The 16,548-nt window shown below is 35.8% G+C and carries 33 protein-coding genes; 19 read left to right on the forward strand and 14 right to left on the reverse strand.

Features of this window, described 5'->3' with window-relative positions:
- Positions 1-82 precede the first annotated feature (82 nt).
- The 7 genes from VB711_RS13070 to VB711_RS13100 all read right to left on the reverse strand — a co-directional run bounded on the left by VB711_RS13070 (position 83) and on the right by VB711_RS13100 (position 2,517).
- Positions 83-502, reverse strand: coding sequence for a type II toxin-antitoxin system VapC family toxin (locus VB711_RS13070; protein WP_323286504.1), 420 nt, complete (start codon positions 500-502; stop codon positions 83-85).
- Positions 481-756: a CopG family transcriptional regulator gene (locus VB711_RS13075; protein WP_323286505.1), complete on the reverse strand. Its 276-nt coding sequence runs from the start codon at positions 754-756 to the stop codon at positions 481-483. The genes VB711_RS13070 and VB711_RS13075 overlap by 22 nt, the downstream gene beginning before the upstream one ends.
- A gap of 445 nt (positions 757-1,201) precedes the next feature.
- A complete protein-coding gene (locus VB711_RS13080; protein WP_323286507.1) occupies positions 1,202-1,585 on the reverse strand; it encodes a type II toxin-antitoxin system VapC family toxin in 384 nt (127 codons plus the stop codon).
- Positions 1,569-1,835: a hypothetical protein gene (locus tag VB711_RS13085; RefSeq protein ID WP_323286508.1), complete on the reverse strand. Its 267-nt coding sequence runs from the start codon at positions 1,833-1,835 to the stop codon at positions 1,569-1,571. Before VB711_RS13085 ends, VB711_RS13080 begins: the two co-directional genes overlap by 17 nt.
- 59 nt (positions 1,836-1,894) lie before the next feature.
- Entirely contained in the window at positions 1,895-2,032 is a 138-nt protein-coding gene (locus VB711_RS13090) for a hypothetical protein (RefSeq protein ID WP_323286509.1), read from the reverse strand.
- Positions 2,025-2,285 carry a Txe/YoeB family addiction module toxin gene (locus VB711_RS13095; RefSeq protein WP_323286510.1) on the reverse strand — a complete coding sequence of 87 codons (261 nt, stop codon included), beginning with the start codon at positions 2,283-2,285 and terminating at the stop codon, positions 2,025-2,027. Before VB711_RS13095 ends, VB711_RS13090 begins: the two co-directional genes overlap by 8 nt.
- Positions 2,266-2,517, reverse strand: a complete 252-nt coding sequence (locus VB711_RS13100; RefSeq protein ID WP_323286511.1) for a hypothetical protein — start codon at positions 2,515-2,517, stop codon at positions 2,266-2,268. The genes VB711_RS13095 and VB711_RS13100 overlap by 20 nt, the downstream gene beginning before the upstream one ends.
- A 253-nt stretch (positions 2,518-2,770) precedes the next feature.
- On the opposite strand from VB711_RS13100, the gene VB711_RS13105 reads away from it, so the two are divergent.
- Together VB711_RS13105 and VB711_RS13110 are read left to right on the forward strand one after the other, a co-directional pair.
- A complete protein-coding gene (locus VB711_RS13105; protein WP_323286512.1) occupies positions 2,771-3,061 on the forward strand; it encodes a hypothetical protein in 291 nt (96 codons plus the stop codon).
- Positions 3,062-3,070: 9 nt separating this feature from the next.
- A complete protein-coding gene (locus VB711_RS13110; RefSeq protein ID WP_323286513.1) occupies positions 3,071-3,472 on the forward strand; it encodes a type II toxin-antitoxin system VapC family toxin in 402 nt (133 codons plus the stop codon).
- A 25-nt stretch (positions 3,473-3,497) separates the two neighbouring features.
- On the opposite strand, the gene VB711_RS13115 is transcribed toward VB711_RS13110, so the two are convergent.
- Genes VB711_RS13115 through VB711_RS13125 form a run of 3 tightly spaced genes read right to left on the reverse strand, consistent with a single transcriptional unit; the run spans position 3,498 to position 4,266 of the window.
- Positions 3,498-3,638 carry a hypothetical protein gene (locus tag VB711_RS13115; protein ID WP_323286514.1) on the reverse strand — a complete coding sequence of 47 codons (141 nt, stop codon included), beginning with the start codon at positions 3,636-3,638 and terminating at the stop codon, positions 3,498-3,500.
- Positions 3,626-4,054: a type II toxin-antitoxin system VapC family toxin gene (locus VB711_RS13120; RefSeq protein WP_323286515.1), complete on the reverse strand. Its 429-nt coding sequence runs from the start codon at positions 4,052-4,054 to the stop codon at positions 3,626-3,628. The genes VB711_RS13115 and VB711_RS13120 overlap by 13 nt, the downstream gene beginning before the upstream one ends.
- Positions 4,051-4,266 (reverse strand): hypothetical protein, encoded by a 216-nt coding sequence (locus VB711_RS13125; RefSeq protein WP_323286516.1) that lies wholly within the window; start codon positions 4,264-4,266, stop codon positions 4,051-4,053. Before VB711_RS13125 ends, VB711_RS13120 begins: the two co-directional genes overlap by 4 nt.
- 115 nt (positions 4,267-4,381) lie before the next feature.
- On the opposite strand from VB711_RS13125, the gene VB711_RS13130 reads away from it, so the two are divergent.
- The 11 genes from VB711_RS13130 to VB711_RS13180 all read left to right on the forward strand — a co-directional run bounded on the left by VB711_RS13130 (position 4,382) and on the right by VB711_RS13180 (position 9,850).
- Positions 4,382-4,546 (forward strand): hypothetical protein, encoded by a 165-nt coding sequence (locus VB711_RS13130; protein ID WP_323286517.1) that lies wholly within the window; start codon positions 4,382-4,384, stop codon positions 4,544-4,546.
- 8 nt (positions 4,547-4,554) lie between these two features.
- Positions 4,555-4,773, forward strand: coding sequence for a DUF4160 domain-containing protein (locus VB711_RS13135; RefSeq protein WP_323286518.1), 219 nt, complete (start codon positions 4,555-4,557; stop codon positions 4,771-4,773).
- A complete protein-coding gene (locus VB711_RS13140) occupies positions 4,727-5,041 on the forward strand; it encodes a DUF2442 domain-containing protein (RefSeq protein WP_323286519.1) in 315 nt (104 codons plus the stop codon). Before VB711_RS13135 ends, VB711_RS13140 begins: the two co-directional genes overlap by 47 nt.
- 172 nt (positions 5,042-5,213) lie before the next feature.
- Positions 5,214-5,414, forward strand: coding sequence for a type II toxin-antitoxin system VapB family antitoxin (locus VB711_RS13145; protein WP_323286598.1), 201 nt, complete (start codon positions 5,214-5,216; stop codon positions 5,412-5,414).
- Positions 5,415-5,627: 213 nt separating this feature from the next.
- Positions 5,628-5,924 carry a hypothetical protein gene (locus VB711_RS13150; protein ID WP_323286520.1) on the forward strand — a complete coding sequence of 99 codons (297 nt, stop codon included), beginning with the start codon at positions 5,628-5,630 and terminating at the stop codon, positions 5,922-5,924.
- A 4-nt stretch (positions 5,925-5,928) separates the two neighbouring features.
- Entirely contained in the window at positions 5,929-6,330 is a 402-nt protein-coding gene (locus VB711_RS13155; protein ID WP_323286521.1) for a type II toxin-antitoxin system VapC family toxin, read from the forward strand.
- 376 nt (positions 6,331-6,706) lie between these two features.
- Positions 6,707-6,997: a BrnT family toxin gene (locus VB711_RS13160; protein ID WP_323286522.1), complete on the forward strand. Its 291-nt coding sequence runs from the start codon at positions 6,707-6,709 to the stop codon at positions 6,995-6,997.
- Positions 6,994-7,209, forward strand: a complete 216-nt coding sequence (locus VB711_RS13165; RefSeq protein WP_323286523.1) for an antitoxin — start codon at positions 6,994-6,996, stop codon at positions 7,207-7,209. Before VB711_RS13160 ends, VB711_RS13165 begins: the two co-directional genes overlap by 4 nt.
- A gap of 165 nt (positions 7,210-7,374) precedes the next feature.
- Positions 7,375-7,572, forward strand: coding sequence for a hypothetical protein (locus tag VB711_RS13170; protein WP_323286524.1), 198 nt, complete (start codon positions 7,375-7,377; stop codon positions 7,570-7,572).
- A 264-nt stretch (positions 7,573-7,836) separates the two neighbouring features.
- Complete coding sequence (locus VB711_RS13175) at positions 7,837-8,787, forward strand: DNA cytosine methyltransferase (RefSeq protein WP_323286525.1); 951 nt, start codon at positions 7,837-7,839, stop codon at positions 8,785-8,787.
- Between the two features lie 4 nt (positions 8,788-8,791).
- Complete coding sequence (locus tag VB711_RS13180; RefSeq protein ID WP_323286526.1) at positions 8,792-9,850, forward strand: HaeII family restriction endonuclease; 1,059 nt, start codon at positions 8,792-8,794, stop codon at positions 9,848-9,850.
- A gap of 239 nt (positions 9,851-10,089) precedes the next feature.
- On the opposite strand, the gene VB711_RS13185 is transcribed toward VB711_RS13180, so the two are convergent.
- The 4 genes from VB711_RS13185 to VB711_RS13200 all read right to left on the reverse strand — a co-directional run bounded on the left by VB711_RS13185 (position 10,090) and on the right by VB711_RS13200 (position 12,781).
- A complete protein-coding gene (locus VB711_RS13185; protein ID WP_323286527.1) occupies positions 10,090-10,488 on the reverse strand; it encodes a type II toxin-antitoxin system VapC family toxin in 399 nt (132 codons plus the stop codon).
- Positions 10,489-10,497: 9 nt separating this feature from the next.
- Positions 10,498-10,728: a hypothetical protein gene (locus VB711_RS13190; protein WP_323286528.1), complete on the reverse strand. Its 231-nt coding sequence runs from the start codon at positions 10,726-10,728 to the stop codon at positions 10,498-10,500.
- A 257-nt stretch (positions 10,729-10,985) separates the two neighbouring features.
- The gene (locus tag VB711_RS13195; RefSeq protein WP_323286529.1) at positions 10,986-11,666 is read right to left on the reverse strand and encodes an MAE_28990/MAE_18760 family HEPN-like nuclease; all 681 of its coding nucleotides are present in this window, start codon (positions 11,664-11,666) and stop codon (positions 10,986-10,988) included.
- 5 nt (positions 11,667-11,671) lie between these two features.
- Entirely contained in the window at positions 11,672-12,781 is a 1,110-nt protein-coding gene (locus VB711_RS13200; protein WP_323286530.1) for a DUF262 domain-containing protein, read from the reverse strand.
- 72 nt (positions 12,782-12,853) lie between these two features.
- Between VB711_RS13200 and VB711_RS13205 the strand changes: the two genes are divergently transcribed.
- The 6 genes from VB711_RS13205 to VB711_RS13230 all read left to right on the forward strand — a co-directional run bounded on the left by VB711_RS13205 (position 12,854) and on the right by VB711_RS13230 (position 16,544).
- A complete protein-coding gene (locus tag VB711_RS13205; protein WP_323286531.1) occupies positions 12,854-13,060 on the forward strand; it encodes a hypothetical protein in 207 nt (68 codons plus the stop codon).
- 68 nt (positions 13,061-13,128) lie between these two features.
- A complete protein-coding gene (locus tag VB711_RS13210) occupies positions 13,129-13,506 on the forward strand; it encodes a papain fold toxin domain-containing protein (protein ID WP_323286532.1) in 378 nt (125 codons plus the stop codon).
- A gap of 12 nt (positions 13,507-13,518) precedes the next feature.
- Positions 13,519-13,935, forward strand: coding sequence for a hypothetical protein (locus VB711_RS13215; RefSeq protein WP_323286533.1), 417 nt, complete (start codon positions 13,519-13,521; stop codon positions 13,933-13,935).
- Between the two features lie 566 nt (positions 13,936-14,501).
- On the forward strand, positions 14,502-14,762 hold the full coding sequence (locus VB711_RS13220; protein WP_039203745.1) for a type II toxin-antitoxin system HicA family toxin: 261 nt from the start codon (positions 14,502-14,504) through the stop codon (positions 14,760-14,762).
- A 53-nt stretch (positions 14,763-14,815) separates the two neighbouring features.
- Positions 14,816-15,154, forward strand: coding sequence for a type II toxin-antitoxin system HicB family antitoxin (locus VB711_RS13225; RefSeq protein ID WP_323286534.1), 339 nt, complete (start codon positions 14,816-14,818; stop codon positions 15,152-15,154).
- A 214-nt stretch (positions 15,155-15,368) separates the two neighbouring features.
- Positions 15,369-16,544 (forward strand): DNA cytosine methyltransferase, encoded by a 1,176-nt coding sequence (locus VB711_RS13230; protein WP_323286535.1) that lies wholly within the window; start codon positions 15,369-15,371, stop codon positions 16,542-16,544.
- The last annotated feature ends 4 nt before the right edge of the window (positions 16,545-16,548 follow it).

The raw sequence follows: 16,548 nt of genomic DNA on the forward strand, positions 1-16,548 counted from the left end.
GGGGGATGCCCTCTGGGCTTTTGTCAGTTCGCTTTTGGGATGTTGGGGTGCGATCAGATTTATCTATTAACTATTCTTTTCTTCAAGGCAAAATCTCAAAACAATCACAATGCTGCGGTCGAAATAATCTAAAATCTCGCTGATCTAAAGTCAATATTTTTTTAATATCAAAACGTTCAGCTATAGCCATAACACTTGCATCTACAAAATCAATCCGACTATCTGCATATTCATCCAAAATTTCTGCAACACGGACTAAATCTTGATCTATCAAAGCTACTAAAATAAATCTACTTGCAGATAGTCCTTTTAAGAAAGCTACTAATGTTGCTGAACCTGCATTACGTCCTACTAAATAAGCCACTTCTGCTAATACTGTTTGTGGCAATAAAATTTGTTTTTGTTGTGTATATACTGGTCTTACACTATTGTGCATTGTATCCGAACGATTCAACAATGCTACAACAAAGCCAGTATCAGCTACTGCTGGGGTTCTTTCCATGTCCAACCTGATTTTTCTGTCACTTCATTTTGGAGAATATCTTCGGAATTAATAGCTAAATCAGGTGTTGCTGCAAATAAGCCAATTAACGGATCAGATACAGCATCATTAACCGTTTCTTGTAATTGGGTTTCCAGGTATGATCTGACAGCTTCACTAATAATTGATTCTGGTGATTGACCACGTTTACTAGCCAGATTTATCAGTTTTTCCAGTAAAGTCTGTTCTGGATTCCAGTTAAATGTAGATTTCACAAGATAATTTCTCTCTTATTAACCACAAATAATATTATAACAAATAAGTGCAATTTTATTAACTAATTATTTGCTTAGTGTCTTAATGAAGAAGCGATAGCCCGACCTAGTAATCGCTATTTACGAATAAGTTGGTAGAGCGATAGCGCAAGTGCTGTTTCTTGGATGCCCGGAGGGCTTTTGTCAGTTCGTTTAAGATTGGGGTGGTTGTATGCGATCGCAAAAATACACTAATTAGGGCTTGCTTAATAAAGCTAAAACTTAGATATATCAAGAGTTTGAAGGTTGAAAAGGTGAGTCTGGTGCAAGAAATAAGCGTTGAAACTACCAAAAATCTATCACTTGACCAGATTCAAGTATATTCTTCTCTTCTTCTAATTCTTCCTCCTGACTCCTGACTCCTGACTCCTAGCCCTAATGAAAAGACTTTTTCCGCAACCCCTAATTATCTTTTATATGGTTGTATTGTTATTAAACCTGGAAGAACAGCATAATGCTTAACATTAAATGTATGTAATGGTAAACCCAAGGAGATTGATGTCTGACCGATCAAAGCATCAATTAACCCAAGATTATGACTGAGATTATAATCTGCAAATGTTTCTAATGTTTGATCACAAGTTTCAGGTGTTGGCCAAATTACTTCAACATTAGCAATAAATTTGCGAATTTCCTGCAATTCCAGCTTATTCTTACATCCTTGCATCAATTCCATCGCTACATAACCAGGTAAAGCAATTTCTTCGTCTCCCAAAGAACTTAACCAACTAATAGCAGGTGAATATTTACGAAGAAAGTCAATCATAATATCACTATCTAGGAGAATCATAACCTCTCCTTTGTGACTGTTCACGCAACTGACGAGCGTAAGCAAGACTATCTGTAATATCGTCGCGTTCTTCCCATAAACCTATCAAGCTCGAATCAAGTAATTCACGAGCAGTTAATACCTTTTTCCTTGCAGCAAGAACGGATAATAAAACAATTACTTCTACCTCTTGTCCTGCTACCACAGGTAAATTTTGAAAAGAGATTTCACCATTTTTCTCTATGGTTTTTTGTAACCTAATTGCTTCCATAATTTTATCATCCTTACAATATTAATATAATTCTGGTGTTTAATTAAGTACATCTCTAATTATAGAATATCACAAAAAGAGATCGCTGTGTGGGATGTTGGGAGTGCGATAGCGAAGCGCTGTTTCTTGGATGCCCTCTGGGCTTTTGTCAGTTCGTTTTTGGGGTGTTGGGGTGCGATCGCATTTACATTAATCATAATGATATTTACAGGAAATGATAATTAATACATCTTCTTCAACTTTATAAACCAGTCTATGTTCATCCGTAATCCTCCTTGACCAGTAACCCTGTAATTCATATTTTAAAGGTTCTGGTTTTCCTATTCCTGAAAATGGATCTCTTTGGATATCTTTAATGAGTGACAATATTTTTTTAAAGACTTTTTTATCCTCTGTTCCCCATTCTCCCAATTCTTCAAAAGCTTTTAGTTCAAATGCTACTTTTTTCATATTCATCTAAATCAACATAAATTAAATTTCCTTTTGCTACATTTTCCATGGCTTTTAGTAAATGCTTTTTATTAGATTCTGACTTTAAAAGATAATTTGTTTCATCTTCTACCGTTTCTTGATCAACTAACACAATTACTTCTACAATTGTTCCCTCTGGTAACTCAGTTGTAGATAATTCAATCTTGCCATTTTTACCAACAGTTGCTTTTTGTTTAATTCCACTAATCATAGTCTATATTGAGTTACTTCTTTTTTCTCATCATAACATCTATACTTAAATAGATTCATTGGAGCAGACAATTATGAAACCCAACAGATTCTCGTTTATCCACCGATCTTACTTCAGCGATTGAGGTGGCGATAGCGCAAGCGCTGTTTCTTGGATGCCCTCTGGGCTTTTGTCAGTTCGCTATTGGGATGTTGGGGGGGCGATCGTCCCTAAGTTTAAATAAAATAGAATGAGATAACTAAAAAACCTTACTATGACTCCACAACTCGAAGCGGTGATCGCTGCTATCCAACAGCTATCATCTACAGAACGTCAACAACTGTTGCAAATCTTTACCCAAAGCAATTCATCCTCAAACTCTCAAGCCGATCTTAAAAATCTCAGTCATCAGTGGCAAGATACCACACTCAAGGAACTACTCGCCACACAGACCCCTACCACCGTACATAACCTCAAACATCTTGCTGCTGACTTTTGGCCTGAAGAAGACTCCATCGAAGATTTTCTCATTTTCCTACGACAACAACGCCAAGAAGTGATCTAACCAAACGCCATGAGTTTTTACCTCATTGATACTGATATCGCTTCTTTCATCTTCAAAGGTAGTGATTATGCTGACCCTTACTTACCTTATGTAACTGTCCAACAATTAGCAATGTCATTCATGACCGTAGCTGAACTGTTTCAATGGGCAATTTTGCGCCAGTGGGGCAGTCGCCGTTTCACACAACTAGAACAATATCTATCTAACTACTTAATTATTCCAGTAGATCAATCACTTTGTCGAGAATGGGCGTATATTCGTGCCAAACAACAAAACGCAGGACGACCAATATCTCCACAAGATGCTTGGATTGCTGCAACAGCTTTACGCTATGACTTACCGCTAGTTACTCACAACATCAAAGACTTTCTCGATATTCCCAATCTCCGGCTTATTATTCCTTCATCCTAATGGTGAAGATCATCGGGTGATTTTATTAGCTAGGAGAATGGGCGATCGCTATCGCTGTTGGGATGTTGGGAGTGCGATAGCGCAAGCGCTGTTTCTTGAATGCCCTCTGGGCTTTTGTCAGTTCGTTTTGGGATGTTGGAGAGCGATCGCTTTTTAAACTGTCCAATCTTCGAGTAATAATCCGGTCGCCTTACCAAAATCTTGATGATTGCGAGTTAATAAAACCAATCCACGAAAGAGGGCAATTGAAGCAATTCGCGCATCCATCTTGGCCAGTTGAATACGTTGTGATTGTAATTGATTAAATGCCTGGGCTGCTCCCGTATCAAATGAGACTAAAGGTAATACCTTGAAATCGTTAAGGAGTCGCGTCATCATTTCATACCCTTTGACTACATCATTGGCATTACGCGCACGATTAATATAAGCATGACAACCCAGCATCTGCTCATGAAATGTTACTGTTGATACAGCAAAATCTGACAATGGATAGCGATTCATCCGCGTTGAAAGATTGCTGTAATCGTTTCCTGTTTGTCGTTGAAGAATGCTCAGATGATCTGTATCTAATAAATATTTCATAATTCTTCTGGCGTTTCCAGGATGGATTCATCACCTTGACGAATTATTCTCCCATAAGCAAGCACTTCTTCAAAAGCTGAGTCATTCTTAAAAGAACCTGTAATTTGTTCTAGCCAATTCATTGGTTGAGGAGCTACAATTTGCCTTTGTAACTGTGTAAGTGCAATCTCCACTGCTGAAAGTCGTTCTTCTATAGATGTATTGATTGTCATTTGAGTTTTCCGTTAATCATTCATTTCTATCTGAAGCATAATGATTTCAAGAGGATTTGACAACCATTGCTGTTTAGGGGTGTTGGAATGCGATAGCGCAAGCGCTGTTTCTTGGATGCCCTCTGGGCTTTTGTCAGTTCGTTTTTGGGATGTGGGAGGGCGATCGTTTAAAATTGGAGTGGTTGTGGGCGATCGCTCTCCCAAACAGCAATCATCGTCATCTTGTTCATTAAACTTTAAAACTGCCTTATGCCCACCCTATCAAGTTTCTATGGAATAAAAATCACAATGAACTACAACGATCACAATCCGCCTCACATCCACGTTGAGTATCAAGATTGTGAAGCGATTATAATGATTCAAACAGGTGAAGTTTGTGGTCAAATGCCCAAAAGAGGACTAAACTTAATATGGGAGTGGCTTGATCTGCACCAATCTGAACTATTGGAGAACTGGGAAAATGCATGTCAAAGAAAACCTCTTAACAGAATCGATCCCCTTCCATAAAAAGGATATATGGCTTCATGTTGTCTCTGTGAAATATCTAGATAACTATCAATTAAAGCTAATGTTTAATAATGGAATAGAAGGAACTGTAGATTTAGAACAAGAATTGTATGGAGAAATCTTTGAACCCTTGAAAGATAAAAGGTTATTTCAAAAAGTATTTTTGACTAGTCGGACTATAGAATGGCCAAACGGAGCAGACTTTGCCCCTGAGTTTTTATTTGAAATTGCTCTCGATAAAAAATCTGTTAGTAAGTCCGATCTGTAATCCAGATAGTTGTTAACTAGAGCTTGCAATGTTTATTAATCTTTTGCGATCGCTATTGGGATGTTGGAGAGCGATTGCTGTTGGGATGTTGGGTGCGATCGCAGTATGAATGAAATCAATAACCTAGAGTGCGCTACCATTTATTTAGTCATTTTTAGGATCATAATTGATTGTGACTACATCGCTCAACATCAACGAAGCCTTACTAAAAGAGGCATTGGCACTTGACAATCAGGTGAACATTGATTCTTTAGTAGAAACAGCACTGCGCGAATATATTCAACGTCGTAAGCGGCTCAAAGTATTAGACCTCTTTGGGACTATTGAGTATGACGAAAGCTATAACTATAAGCAGCAACGTCATCAAGCATGAGCATTATTGTTGATACTTCCGTTTGGTCACTGGCTCTACGTCGGAGAACATCTGGGCTTTTGTCAGTTCGCTTTTGGGGTGTTAGGAGAGCGATAGCGCAAGCGCTGACTTTTCGGTTCGCTGTTTGGGAATGAATATTAAAAAATTAGTTTATTAAACGATATAATATAAATAAGACTTAAATTTTTCCAACCTAAAGAGAGAGTAAATACCATGCAAGAACAATTAACAGATTATGAAAAAGAACTAACAGAACGCATTTCTGATGTTGTAGATAAACTAGTTCGAGGTAGTAGCTTTTACATGGTGAAATTAGATCAACATGAAATGACTGAAATGTTAATAAAATTATTCAGTAGATTTTCCCCAGAAGAAATGAGAGCAATTAAAGAGCATGATTTAACCAGAAGAATTAGTAAAATATTAACATTAGAGGCTGTTGCTGGGACATTAAACGATTTAACACCAGAAGAAATGGCGATTTTTGATGCAGCAGTAGCCAGAAAATAAAACCATGAATTACTTGCTAGACTCAAATATCGTTAGCTATGCGTTAAAGAAAAATATAACTATAAATAATAAATTAAAAGAGTTAAGTTTTCTCGGTTCAGAAATATTTATCAGTTGTATAACTTACTATGAAATTAAACGAGGTTTGATATCTCTTAATGCTACTAAACAATTAGTAGCTTTTCATGGATTTTGTAATGATTATCCTGTATTATTTTTAGATAATTTAGAAATTATTGAAAAATCTTGTGAAATTCATGCCAAATTAAAAGCCAAAGGTACTCCTATCCAAGATGCTGATGTTTTAATAGCAGCTACAGCAATTATCCACGATTTAATTCTTGTTTCTAATGATTCTGATTTATTAAGAATTGAAAGGCTTAAATTAGAAAATTGGTTATTATAAAATCAGATCCACAATTTATGAGCGATAGCGCAAGCGCTGTTTCTTGGATGCTCAAAGGGCTTTTGTCAGTTCGCTGTTTTGGGGATGTTGGGGTGCGATCGTTTTTTGCGATGTTGAAGAGCGATCATTTTTTGGGATGTAGGAGAGCGATAGCGCAAGCGCTGACTTGTCAGTTCGTTGTTTGGGATGTGGGAGTGCGATAGCGCAAGCGCTGACTTGTCAGTTCGTTTTTTGGATGTTGGGGTGCGATAGCGCAAGCGCTGACTTGTCAGTTCGCTTTTGGGATGTTGGGAGAGCGATCGCCTTAATAATCCGTAACTTGTGGCATAATCATAATGTAAATTTTAGGAATAGAAATTAAAAATTTAGTATAATAATGAATAACTTAGAATTTACTTGGGATGCACAAAAAGCTGAGAGTAATATTCAAAAACATGGAATTTCTTTTGAAGAAGCAAAATCTGCCTTTATTGATGATAATGCTCGTTTAATTTATGATCCCGATCATTCTCAAGAAGAAGATAGATTTATTTTATTAGGAATTAGTGTTTATTATCGCCTTTTAGTTGTTTGTCATTGTTATCGAGAAAATGATTCAATAGTTAGGATTATTTCAGCCAGAAAAGCAAATAAACTAGAACAAAAACAATATCAGGAGTTCCTATGAGAGAAAATTATGATTTTTCTAAATCCGTTAAAAATCCCTATTCTAAACAGTTAAAAGAACAAGTTACAGTTGATTTAGAAAAGGATGTTATTCAATACTTTGAAGAAATAGCTCAAGAAACAGGTATTTCTTATTTGAATTTAATTAATCTTTATTTGCGTGAATGTATGGAAAACAAACGGAAGTTATCTTTAATAAAAAGTAACAATTAAATCTGTATTTCCGTGTGCGATCGTTTTTTGGGATGTTGAGGTGCGATAGCGCAAGCGCTGACTTGTCAGTTCGCTGTTTGGGGTGTTAGGAGAGCGATCGTTTAAAATTAGGGGTTGTGTGCGATCGTTTTTGGGATGTTGGAGAGCGATAGCGCAAGCGCTGACTTGTCAGTTCGTTTTTTGGGAATGTGGGAGTGCGATAGCGAAGCGCTGACTTGTCAGTTCGTTTTGTGGATGTTGGGTGCGATAGCGCAAGCGCTGACTTGTCAGTTCGTTTTTGGGATGTGGGAGAGCGATCGTTTTTGGGATGTAGGGAGAGCGATAGCGCAAGCGCTGACTTGTCAGTTCGTTTTTGGGATGTAGGGGTGCGATAGCTTAAAATTGGAGTAGTGCGGTAGCGTCTTGTAGAGAAGCACTCCGTAGAAATCGCAATTAAACATAGGGAATAATAAAAAAGGCGATCCATATTGTGATATTTTGGTTTTGAGTTGGGCGATCGAGCAAGCGATACCTTTGCTTAGTGCTTGCCTTTTAATTAGTCCGTTGACCGTAGCACATATACATCTCAATGACTCTATAGTAATTATGTTAAAATAAATACCATAACCATAGTTAGCTAAAGATGAAATGTATAAAACAATTGATTTATTTGCTGGCATAGGTGGAATTAGACTCGGTTTTGAAGCCTATCGTTGTGAAAATGTATTTACTTCCGAATGGGATAAAGATGCTCAAATAATGTATGAAGCAAATTTTGGAGAGAAACCTCATGGTGATATTAATTTAATATCGCCTTCTGATATTCCAAACCATGATATTTTATTGGCGGGGTTTCCTTGTCAGCCCTTTAGTATTGCAGGAAAAGGTCTAGGTTTTACTGATACGAGAGGGACTTTATTTTTTAATATCGAAAAAATCCTGGAAGTTAAAAAACCACGGGCTTTTTTATTGGAAAATGTAAAACGACTGACCACTCACGATAACGGTAAAACTTTTTCAATAATTTTAGATAAATTGAAAGCACTAGGTTATACCGTTTATTATAAAGTTCTTAATTCTTTAGATTTTGGCTTGCCTCAAAAAAGAGAGAGAATTTATATAGTTGGTTTTTCAGAGTTTATTGATTTCAATTTTCCAAAACCATTAGGTTATTACCAACCACTTAGTACAATTTTGGAAAATGACGACAATGTACCTCGAAGTTATTTTTTATCAGAAAAAATAAAGAATAAACGGTTAAATGCAGTAAAAAATAATCCTCCTTTTCCTTCTATTTGGCATGAAAATATTGGCGGTAATATTTCTGCATTACCCTATTCATGTGCTTTAAGAGCAGGAGGTAGTTATAATTATCTTGTGGTTAACGGTGTTAGACGTTTAACCGATAGAGAAATGCTGCGATTACAAGGTTTTCCCGATGAATTTAAAATTGTGTCACCTTATTCTGTAGTGCGTAAATTAGCAGGTAATTCCGTCTCTGTTCCTGTTATTAAAGCAATAGCTAGAGAAATGCTCAAGGCTTTAGAAGCTCAAAAAATAGCTACACAATATCCTATCCAAATATCATTATTCAAGTAAAAAAATGAATTTAGAAGAAGCTAAAAAAGCATTAGATAAAGTGATTGATAAAGCAAGAGTTCATCTTTATAAGCCGATACAAATTGCTGAAATACTCTACCGTGATAGAGTGGAACAAGATATTAAGCTTTTAGATATTACTACTTACCGCAATCAATCAAAAAAATGGCGTGATATCATTTGTATTCAGTTTTTAGGAAGAACTAGCACATCCTCTGCGCGTTATCAGGATGATATATTCAATGAAAATGCAATCCCTCCCACTACTTTAGAAGTTTTAGGAAAGGAGAATAGAAATACAAATGGTGGTGTTGAAGCCTATATTTATCGTAAATTCCTACAACGCTTTAGCCAAATGTCTACAGGTCTAGATTATTGCATTACACATAATAAATCAGATTTTGAATTAAATGAATTCTTAGCCTTATTTTGGCGTGAACCAGGATTACGTCGTAGTATTGATAAAATTTATGAAATAATAGTTTATGCCTTATTCTCTGCTTTAGTTGAAGCACTTGAAGTGTCTATTGAAATTAGCATGAATTTTGAGAAAATAGATATTCTTAGAGAATTTGAAGATTTTGCTAAAAGCGTTATTCAATTAACTCCTGAACAAACTACAGTTAAACTGAAAGCAAGAATTAATCGTGTGGGTGTAACCAATGCCGCAGATAGAGGTTTGGATATGTGGGCTAATTTTGGGCTTGCTATACAAATAAAGCATCTTTCTCTGACTGAAGAACGTGCAGAAAATATTGTTTCTTCCGTATCTGCCGACCGCATTGTTATAGTTTGCAAAGCCGCTGAACAGAAAATAATTGTTTCTTTGCTTAATCAAATGGGATGGAAATCTAAAATACAAAGTATTGTTACTGAAGTAGATTTATTAAATTGGTATGAAAAGGCATTGCGTGGTAAATTCTCTAATTCTTTAGGTGATACGGTTTTGCAAAAATTAGCTGACGAAATACAATTGGAATTTCCAACTACTGATAAAAGGGAGTTTTTGCAATTTATAGAAAAACGTGGCTACACTACATTAGTGAATAATGTTTGGATGTAACTATGAAGCACAACATTTCATTGTAATGCGATCGCGTTTAGGGATGTAGGGAGAGTGATAGCGCAAGCACTGACTTGTCAGTTCGCTGTTGGGATGTGTGAGAGCGATCATTTTTTGGGATGTGGGAGTGCGATAGCGCAAGCGCTGACTTGTCAGTTCGCGTTTGGGATGTAGGGAGAGCGATCGCTGTTTAGGAATAAGTTGGGAGTGCGATCGCTAACATAGACTTCATTTACAAACTACCAAACAATAGCAACCAAAGCCGAAGCAGTTATATTTTGATCGCACGTCAATAACCGTACAATTTCACCTTTACTTGCTAAAACTAACGCAGTTGCCGCAATTTGTCTATCGTGCATTTCATTAATACCAGATAAACTCATAGTCATTTCAATAACATCTTGATCAAGGGGATAAATTACTACACGAGGATCAGCTTCTACTGCTAAAATTACATCTTTAGGAGCAGGAATAGACGTTCTACCTCTTTCTACAATCCAAACAGCTTCAGCTAAAGTAATCGCAGGAATAACTAATTGTGAATTAGGATCACAAAGGATATTTTTAGCATTTACACCTAACTTTAAATTACCTTCAAGAAACCAGATTAAAGCATGAGTATCTAGGACATATTTCATAATTTATTATCACCAGTCTAAACCCTCCTCATTACCCCCATGAAATTCAGCAATTTCAAAATCTGCTTCCGTTGACTGCTGATTTCCAGAAAACATACCAAACTGCATTATTTGATCTTTTATGTGATTTTTCTTCGATTTAAAAAAAGTGACAATAACAAGACTTTCTGAAATATCAGATGGTAATTCTTTAAGTTCTACCTTACCATCTTTGTAAATTCCTTCAATTGCTTGTAGCATATTTTTTACTATGAGCAAATTTGGCTGATGTTCTTACTTTAACTATACACTATACATAAGCGATAGCGCAATTGCTGACTTCTCAGTTCGGTGTCTTGGGATGCGATAGCGAAGCTGACCAAAGGTATCGCTGTAGTGAGATGTTAGGAAGTGCGATAGCGTTCACGTAGTGTTCCGCAGGAAAGCGCTGACTTGTCAGTTCGCTATTTGGGGGTTTGGAGGGTGCGATCGCTTGAATATGAAGATAGTCGTTACAATTATTCAGAATCTAAATATTCTTTGTTAACTAAATATTCATCAATATTTTCTAAAATTTGTCTAAGATATTTGATAACTCTTTCACTTATTTTAACAAGATTTTCCGCAGATGTATTTCTACCAACATCTTTAAAAGACATAACACCATGAGCTAAATCATTTCTATGCTCTCTAATTGAAAGTAGATCAGATCCATCTCTTGTATCAAGATCAGTTGTAGCAGAAAATCCATATTGTTTTGCTATTCTCTTGATTTCTTTTGCATCCACATTACCAGAAAACAACTTATCTTGATTAAATCCTGATTGAATAATATCATTGAAAATGGTTTCTATTTTTTCTACAACATCATTAACACCAGATTCTTGCACATTCTTTTTGACATTTTGCAAAATTATCTTTTTAATTTCTTTCTTCAGTTGAATGAAAGCAACTCCTTTCTCACTCATTTCGTCAAAAATACTCTGAATAGCATTTCTCATAGTAGATTCTACAAGATTGTAAAGCAATAAAAATCCGGTAGCTTTTAAACTTTTATCTAATTCAGTATCTATTTTAGAAATAACACCATCGTGACTTAATAGAATTTTCTCCTGTTCTAAATCTCTCAGAAAACAAAGATAATTACTAACATCGTTAGCACGTTCATCAAAATCCTCTAAATTTAATACTCTGTTCACTATACTTAACCTAAAATCTGATCACGGACATATTCAATACGACGAATAACTTTATTTCTAGAACTACTAGCATCGCTGCTAGTGTATTCTCTAAATTCTTTTGAATTTAGGAAATCTACTGATACAGCTTCGAGGTTTTTTTGCTGTCTTAAAGCTAAAGTTACACCAGCAGCAAGAGATTCAAATTTAATTCGAGTTGTAGTTCTATCTTTTTTATTCCCTTGTCTAAAACCTGTTGGAAAGTGTGTTTCAACAAAATCAATCATTGTATAAAATTCATTTTTCATGCTTTGTAAAGTATTTGAATCAGCTTTATTCATATCATCTAAATAATCATCGAGAAATTCATTAATATTTTTATTGAAATCTTGATAATTATTGAGGAATGCGAAAAATCGTAAAACAAATTCTTGGGGTTCTACTCTCTTAATTGACGGTTTTGTAAAATCACAAAGATGGATGAATTTTTTATACTTTGCTAGTTCATCTATTAAATCAAGAAAAGCACCTCTTCTAATACCCCGGCGTTTTTCCATTGGGTTTAATTCAACGCTACCTGTATTAATTCTTTCAAACAAATCTCTACGAGTTTCTTCATCAGCATCTTCTGTTAGTTGAATCATTCTTATGGTTGTTCGCTGAAAACGCCTTTGACGTGCAATAGGTAGATTGGAAAATCGAAACCCTTCCAGCTTATTTAACTTCTCTAAATTTTGTAGTTCTAATTCATTATTAAGAAAATTTGCTAAAGTACGAATTCGTTGTGTTCCATCTATAAGTTCTAAACGAGCTAGATCCTTTGGAGACAAAGGATTTTCGTCTGTTTCTTCCCCTGAAGTATCTGCAACATAAATATAGGGAATAGGTAAACCTAACAAAATAGATTCAATAAATTTAGATTGTCTTTTATCATCCCAAATCATCGCTCTTTGGTAATCTGGAATAAATAATTCATTAGAATCATCATCAAGCCCAGTGAGATATTTTTGAACTATAACTTCAATAGGGTATTCAATTGTGTTATAGTCAACAACTTTTTTCTTTGCACGGATTTGCATTTCTGCTTCTTCCTGCATTTGTTCTGTAATTTTTTCAATTAATAAATTGTTACTCATATTAGATTGGCATATCTAAAGTAATTACAATATTATCTTATTTTGCACTCTTTAGCCATTCTTGTGCTGAAAATGCTGACTTGTCAGTTCATGTGGAGATGTGGGAGAGCGATAGCGCAAGCGCTCCGTAGGAATCGTGTTTGGGGATGTGGAGGTGCGATCGCGTTTGGGGATGTGGGGGTGCGATCGCTGTTTGGGAGATGTTGGGATGCGATCGCTTTTTGGGGGTGTTTGCGTTTGGGGATGTGTGGGATGAGCGATCGCTTTTTGTGGGTGTAGCGAAACTCTCCTTATGAATCGCGTTAGTGATAAAATAACCACTTATCTTTGACTCTTTAGGAGAAAACTTGATTCCAATTAGTATTGAGCAAATCTACAAACTTAAAGAAATTATTGCCAAATATAAGAATCTGGAATGTGTTGAATGCGCTCAAGCTATCCAAGATTACTTGATATCACAGAGAATTTCGGGAAAGCGGCTAAAACTTTATACAGGTTCAGGAATAGGACGCGATAGTTATATCTATGATGAAAGTGTTTCTGGGGATGCAGTCTCTATTAATGGTCGTCATCAAGGCATTATGATTATAATAGATGGAGTAGAAATGATATTTGATAATCATCATCCTGATGGAATTACTAGAAATCAATGGTTAGCCAACTTACTGTTTTATAATAAACTGTATAACGGGCAGCAGTTCCAAATCACAGAAGAAACTTTTTAGGTGTTAAAGATTATGGAAAACAATCATCATAGTATTACTCTAATTCCCGATGAATATTTCTATGAAATGCTCCAAAGAATTAAACAAAGACCAGGAATGTTTCTAGGTCAATGTTCAATTACTCGACTAAGAGCTTTTTTAGATGGATATATGGGTTCTAGGTCAGATTTAGGTTTACCACCAACTCAACAAGAGCTAGAATTTAATCAATTTCAAGAATGGGTACAGACAAGATTTAAAATTAGTTCTTCACATGGATGGGATAGTATTATTCTTTTTTATTCTGCGGATGAAAGAGATGCACTAAATAACTTTTTTGAATTATTTGAGCAATTTTGTAATAGTGAAAGTGCTACAAGAGAGGAGATGAATAAAGAAAAATTTACTGAATCAAATCCTCCACTAACACAGGAAAGAGTTACTGTATAATTACTTGAGGTATCGCTGTTTTGAGGATGTTGGGAGTGCGATAGCGCAAGCGCTCCGTAGGAATCGCTTTTTGGGGTTTGGAGGGTGCGATCACTGTTTAGGGGTTTGGGGGAGTGCGATAGCGAAGCGCTGTTTCTTGGATGCCCAAAGGGCTTTTGTCAGTTCGCTGTTTTAGAGATGTGGAGGTAGTGCGATAGCGAAGCGCTGACTTGTCAGTTCGCTGTTTTGGGGATGTTGGGATGCGATAGCGCAAGCGCTGACTTGTCAGTTCGCTGTTTTGGTGAGGTTGGGAGAGCGATAGCGTAAGCGCTCCGCAGGAATCGCTGTTTTGGGATGTTGGGAGAGCGATAGCGAAGCGCTGACCGAAGGTATCGCTTTTGGAGATGTGGAGGTAGTGCGATAGCGAAGCGCTCCGTAGGAATCGCGTTTGGGGATGTGGGGATGAGATCACGTTTGGAGGTTTGGAGGGTGCGATCGCTTTTTAGACGAGTAACTGTAGATTATTTGTTGACATGATATCATAATGTGATATCTTATATATTAGCTTCTGTTAAAAGTAAAAAAGGATGAATCTTAATAATAAACAGCAAAAGATTTTAGAATTAATTTTTACAAATCCTGTACCAGCAAATATTATTTGGCAAGATATAGAAAATTTATTTACAGCTTTAGGTGCTGATATTAGTCAAGGTAGCGGTTCACGAGTAAGAGTTAAATTAAATGATGTTAGAGGTTATTTCCATGAACCACATCCAGAAAAAGAAACCGATAAAGGAGCAGTGAAATCAGTGAGAGAATTTTTGATAAAAGCAGGAATTGAACCATAAATAGTCTGTTGTAAAATCAATCACAAAAAAACTAAGTGAGGATTATTAAAATTATGTTGACTTACAAAGGATATACAGCATCAATTGAAGTAGATGTAGAAGCAGGAATACTTTTTGGAAGAGTTATTGATATTAATGATGTTATTACTTTTAAAGCTAAAACTGTCGAAGAAGCACGTCAAGAATTTGAAACTTCTATTGATGGTTATCTAGCTTTTTGTGAAGAATTAGGAGAAGAACCTGAGAAACCTTTTTCTGGAAAATTGCCATTTAGAACTACTCCAGAACATCACAGAAAAATTTTTATAGCAGCTAAAAAAGCTGGAAAAAGTATCAATGCCTGGATGGATGAAATACTAATTAATGCTGCTGAAAAATCAGTCAAAGCATAGATTATTATATGGATAATATAATGTTGTATCTACCTCCATCAATTCAAATAACAGATAATCAATTTTTTGAATTATGTCTTTGGTAATGTTTACAATTATTAAATCTATCTATCTCTAAATAGTGATACACTCGATCTAAATTAGTCATATATGGGCAACTTCTTTATACATCTCATTATATAACTATTGATTTTAATAATTGTTGGGAACAAGCATGATAGATGGTAAAGCTATTTCAATTTCCTTATTTACAGGTGCTTTTGGTCTAGACTTGGGTATGGAACAAGCAGGATTTCATACAGTAAGTGTAGTAGAAAAAGACCGTGATGCTACAAAAACAATTGCTCTTAATCGTCCATTTCTGCAAGAAAGTGCTATTCCCAGAGAAATACAAAATGTCAGTTCTCAAGAATTACTTGAAGAAGGGGGAATAGTTTTGAATTTAGGACGTGCTTTACAACCAGGAGAAGTAGATTTAGTAACAGGTGGTCCACCTTGTCAGCCATTTAGTACCGCAGGAAAAAGAGGTTCAGTTATGGACCCTCGCGGTAGTTTATTCATGGACTTTATTCGCATTGTTAAAGAAGTCCAACCCCGTTTTTTCTTAATGGAAAATGTCAAAGGTTTACTTTCTGCTCCTCTTCGTCACAGACCAATTAATCAAAGGGGAAAAGATTACCCACCTTTAGAAGCTGATGAAATAGCTGGTGCTGCTTTGAAAGTAGTATTATCAGAAATGAAGGAAATAGGCTACAACGTCGTTTATAATCTTTTAGAAGCAGCAGATTATGGTGTTCCACAAAATAGAGAGCGTGTAGTATTTATTGGTTCTAGAGATGGTGAATCTGCTACATTTCCTATTCCCAAATATTGTAAAGATGGAAAAAATTTACCTAAATGGCGGACTTTAGGAGATGCTATAACAGATTTAGTTGATACAGAACGAGAATTTATGGCTTATCCAGAAAGTCGCTTAAAATATTTAAGATTATTGGAAGCTGGACAAAACTGGAAACACTTACCGGAAGAATTAAAAAAAGAAGCTATGGGAGGTGCTTATAATTCGGGAGGTGGAAAAGTAGGTTTTTATAGAAGATTATCTTGGAATAAACCTTCTCCAACAATAACAACAAGTCCACATCAAAAAGCTACAGATATGTGTCATCCTGTAGAATTGCGTTCTTTAACTGTACGTGAATCTGCGAAAATTCAAACTTTTCCTGATGATTGGATGTTTTATGGTTCTGTTAGTTCTAAATATAAACAAATTGGTAATGCAGTTCCTGTATTACTTGCTAAAGAACTTGGTAGTTATCTTCTCAACTTAATTCAAGGAAAGAAAGAAAAAGGTAAAGAGATATCCGAACAACTTTCACTTTTTTCTCTATAGAATT

This window comes from Cronbergia sp. UHCC 0137 (assembly GCF_034932285.1).
Classification (GTDB): domain Bacteria; phylum Cyanobacteriota; class Cyanobacteriia; order Cyanobacteriales; family Nostocaceae; genus Cronbergia.

Bases quoted from the DNA above. Each gene is read 5' to 3' on its own strand.
- VB711_RS13070 (WP_323286504.1), bottom strand. From the start codon at position 502: ATGGAAAGAACCCCAGCAGTAGCTGATACTGGCTTTGTTGTAGCATTG.
- VB711_RS13080 (WP_323286507.1), bottom strand. From the start codon at position 1,585: ATGATTCTCCTAGATAGTGATATTATGATTGACTTTCTTCGTAAATAT.
- VB711_RS13085 (WP_323286508.1), bottom strand. From the start codon at position 1,835: ATGGAAGCAATTAGGTTACAAAAAACCATAGAGAAAAATGGTGAAATC.
- VB711_RS13090 (WP_323286509.1), bottom strand. From the start codon at position 2,032: ATGATTAATGTAAATGCGATCGCACCCCAACACCCCAAAAACGAACTG.
- VB711_RS13095 (WP_323286510.1), bottom strand. From the start codon at position 2,285: ATGAAAAAAGTAGCATTTGAACTAAAAGCTTTTGAAGAATTGGGAGAA.
- VB711_RS13100 (WP_323286511.1), bottom strand. From the start codon at position 2,517: ATGATTAGTGGAATTAAACAAAAAGCAACTGTTGGTAAAAATGGCAAG.
- VB711_RS13105 (WP_323286512.1), top strand. From the start codon at position 2,771: ATGACTCCACAACTCGAAGCGGTGATCGCTGCTATCCAACAGCTATCA.
- VB711_RS13110 (WP_323286513.1), top strand. From the start codon at position 3,071: ATGAGTTTTTACCTCATTGATACTGATATCGCTTCTTTCATCTTCAAA.
- VB711_RS13120 (WP_323286515.1), bottom strand. From the start codon at position 4,054: ATGAAATATTTATTAGATACAGATCATCTGAGCATTCTTCAACGACAA.
- VB711_RS13125 (WP_323286516.1), bottom strand. From the start codon at position 4,266: ATGACAATCAATACATCTATAGAAGAACGACTTTCAGCAGTGGAGATT.
- VB711_RS13130 (WP_323286517.1), top strand. From the start codon at position 4,382: ATGCCCTCTGGGCTTTTGTCAGTTCGTTTTTGGGATGTGGGAGGGCGA.
- VB711_RS13135 (WP_323286518.1), top strand. From the start codon at position 4,555: ATGAACTACAACGATCACAATCCGCCTCACATCCACGTTGAGTATCAA.
- VB711_RS13140 (WP_323286519.1), top strand. From the start codon at position 4,727: ATGCATGTCAAAGAAAACCTCTTAACAGAATCGATCCCCTTCCATAAA.
- VB711_RS13150 (WP_323286520.1), top strand. From the start codon at position 5,628: ATGCAAGAACAATTAACAGATTATGAAAAAGAACTAACAGAACGCATT.
- VB711_RS13155 (WP_323286521.1), top strand. From the start codon at position 5,929: ATGAATTACTTGCTAGACTCAAATATCGTTAGCTATGCGTTAAAGAAA.
- VB711_RS13160 (WP_323286522.1), top strand. From the start codon at position 6,707: ATGAATAACTTAGAATTTACTTGGGATGCACAAAAAGCTGAGAGTAAT.
- VB711_RS13165 (WP_323286523.1), top strand. From the start codon at position 6,994: ATGAGAGAAAATTATGATTTTTCTAAATCCGTTAAAAATCCCTATTCT.
- VB711_RS13175 (WP_323286525.1), top strand. From the start codon at position 7,837: ATGTATAAAACAATTGATTTATTTGCTGGCATAGGTGGAATTAGACTC.
- VB711_RS13180 (WP_323286526.1), top strand. From the start codon at position 8,792: ATGAATTTAGAAGAAGCTAAAAAAGCATTAGATAAAGTGATTGATAAA.
- VB711_RS13185 (WP_323286527.1), bottom strand. From the start codon at position 10,488: ATGAAATATGTCCTAGATACTCATGCTTTAATCTGGTTTCTTGAAGGT.
- VB711_RS13190 (WP_323286528.1), bottom strand. From the start codon at position 10,728: ATGCTACAAGCAATTGAAGGAATTTACAAAGATGGTAAGGTAGAACTT.
- VB711_RS13200 (WP_323286530.1), bottom strand. From the start codon at position 12,781: ATGAGTAACAATTTATTAATTGAAAAAATTACAGAACAAATGCAGGAA.
- VB711_RS13205 (WP_323286531.1), top strand. From the start codon at position 12,854: ATGCTGACTTGTCAGTTCATGTGGAGATGTGGGAGAGCGATAGCGCAA.
- VB711_RS13215 (WP_323286533.1), top strand. From the start codon at position 13,519: ATGGAAAACAATCATCATAGTATTACTCTAATTCCCGATGAATATTTC.
- VB711_RS13220 (WP_039203745.1), top strand. From the start codon at position 14,502: ATGAATCTTAATAATAAACAGCAAAAGATTTTAGAATTAATTTTTACA.
- VB711_RS13225 (WP_323286534.1), top strand. From the start codon at position 14,816: ATGTTGACTTACAAAGGATATACAGCATCAATTGAAGTAGATGTAGAA.
- VB711_RS13230 (WP_323286535.1), top strand. From the start codon at position 15,369: ATGATAGATGGTAAAGCTATTTCAATTTCCTTATTTACAGGTGCTTTT.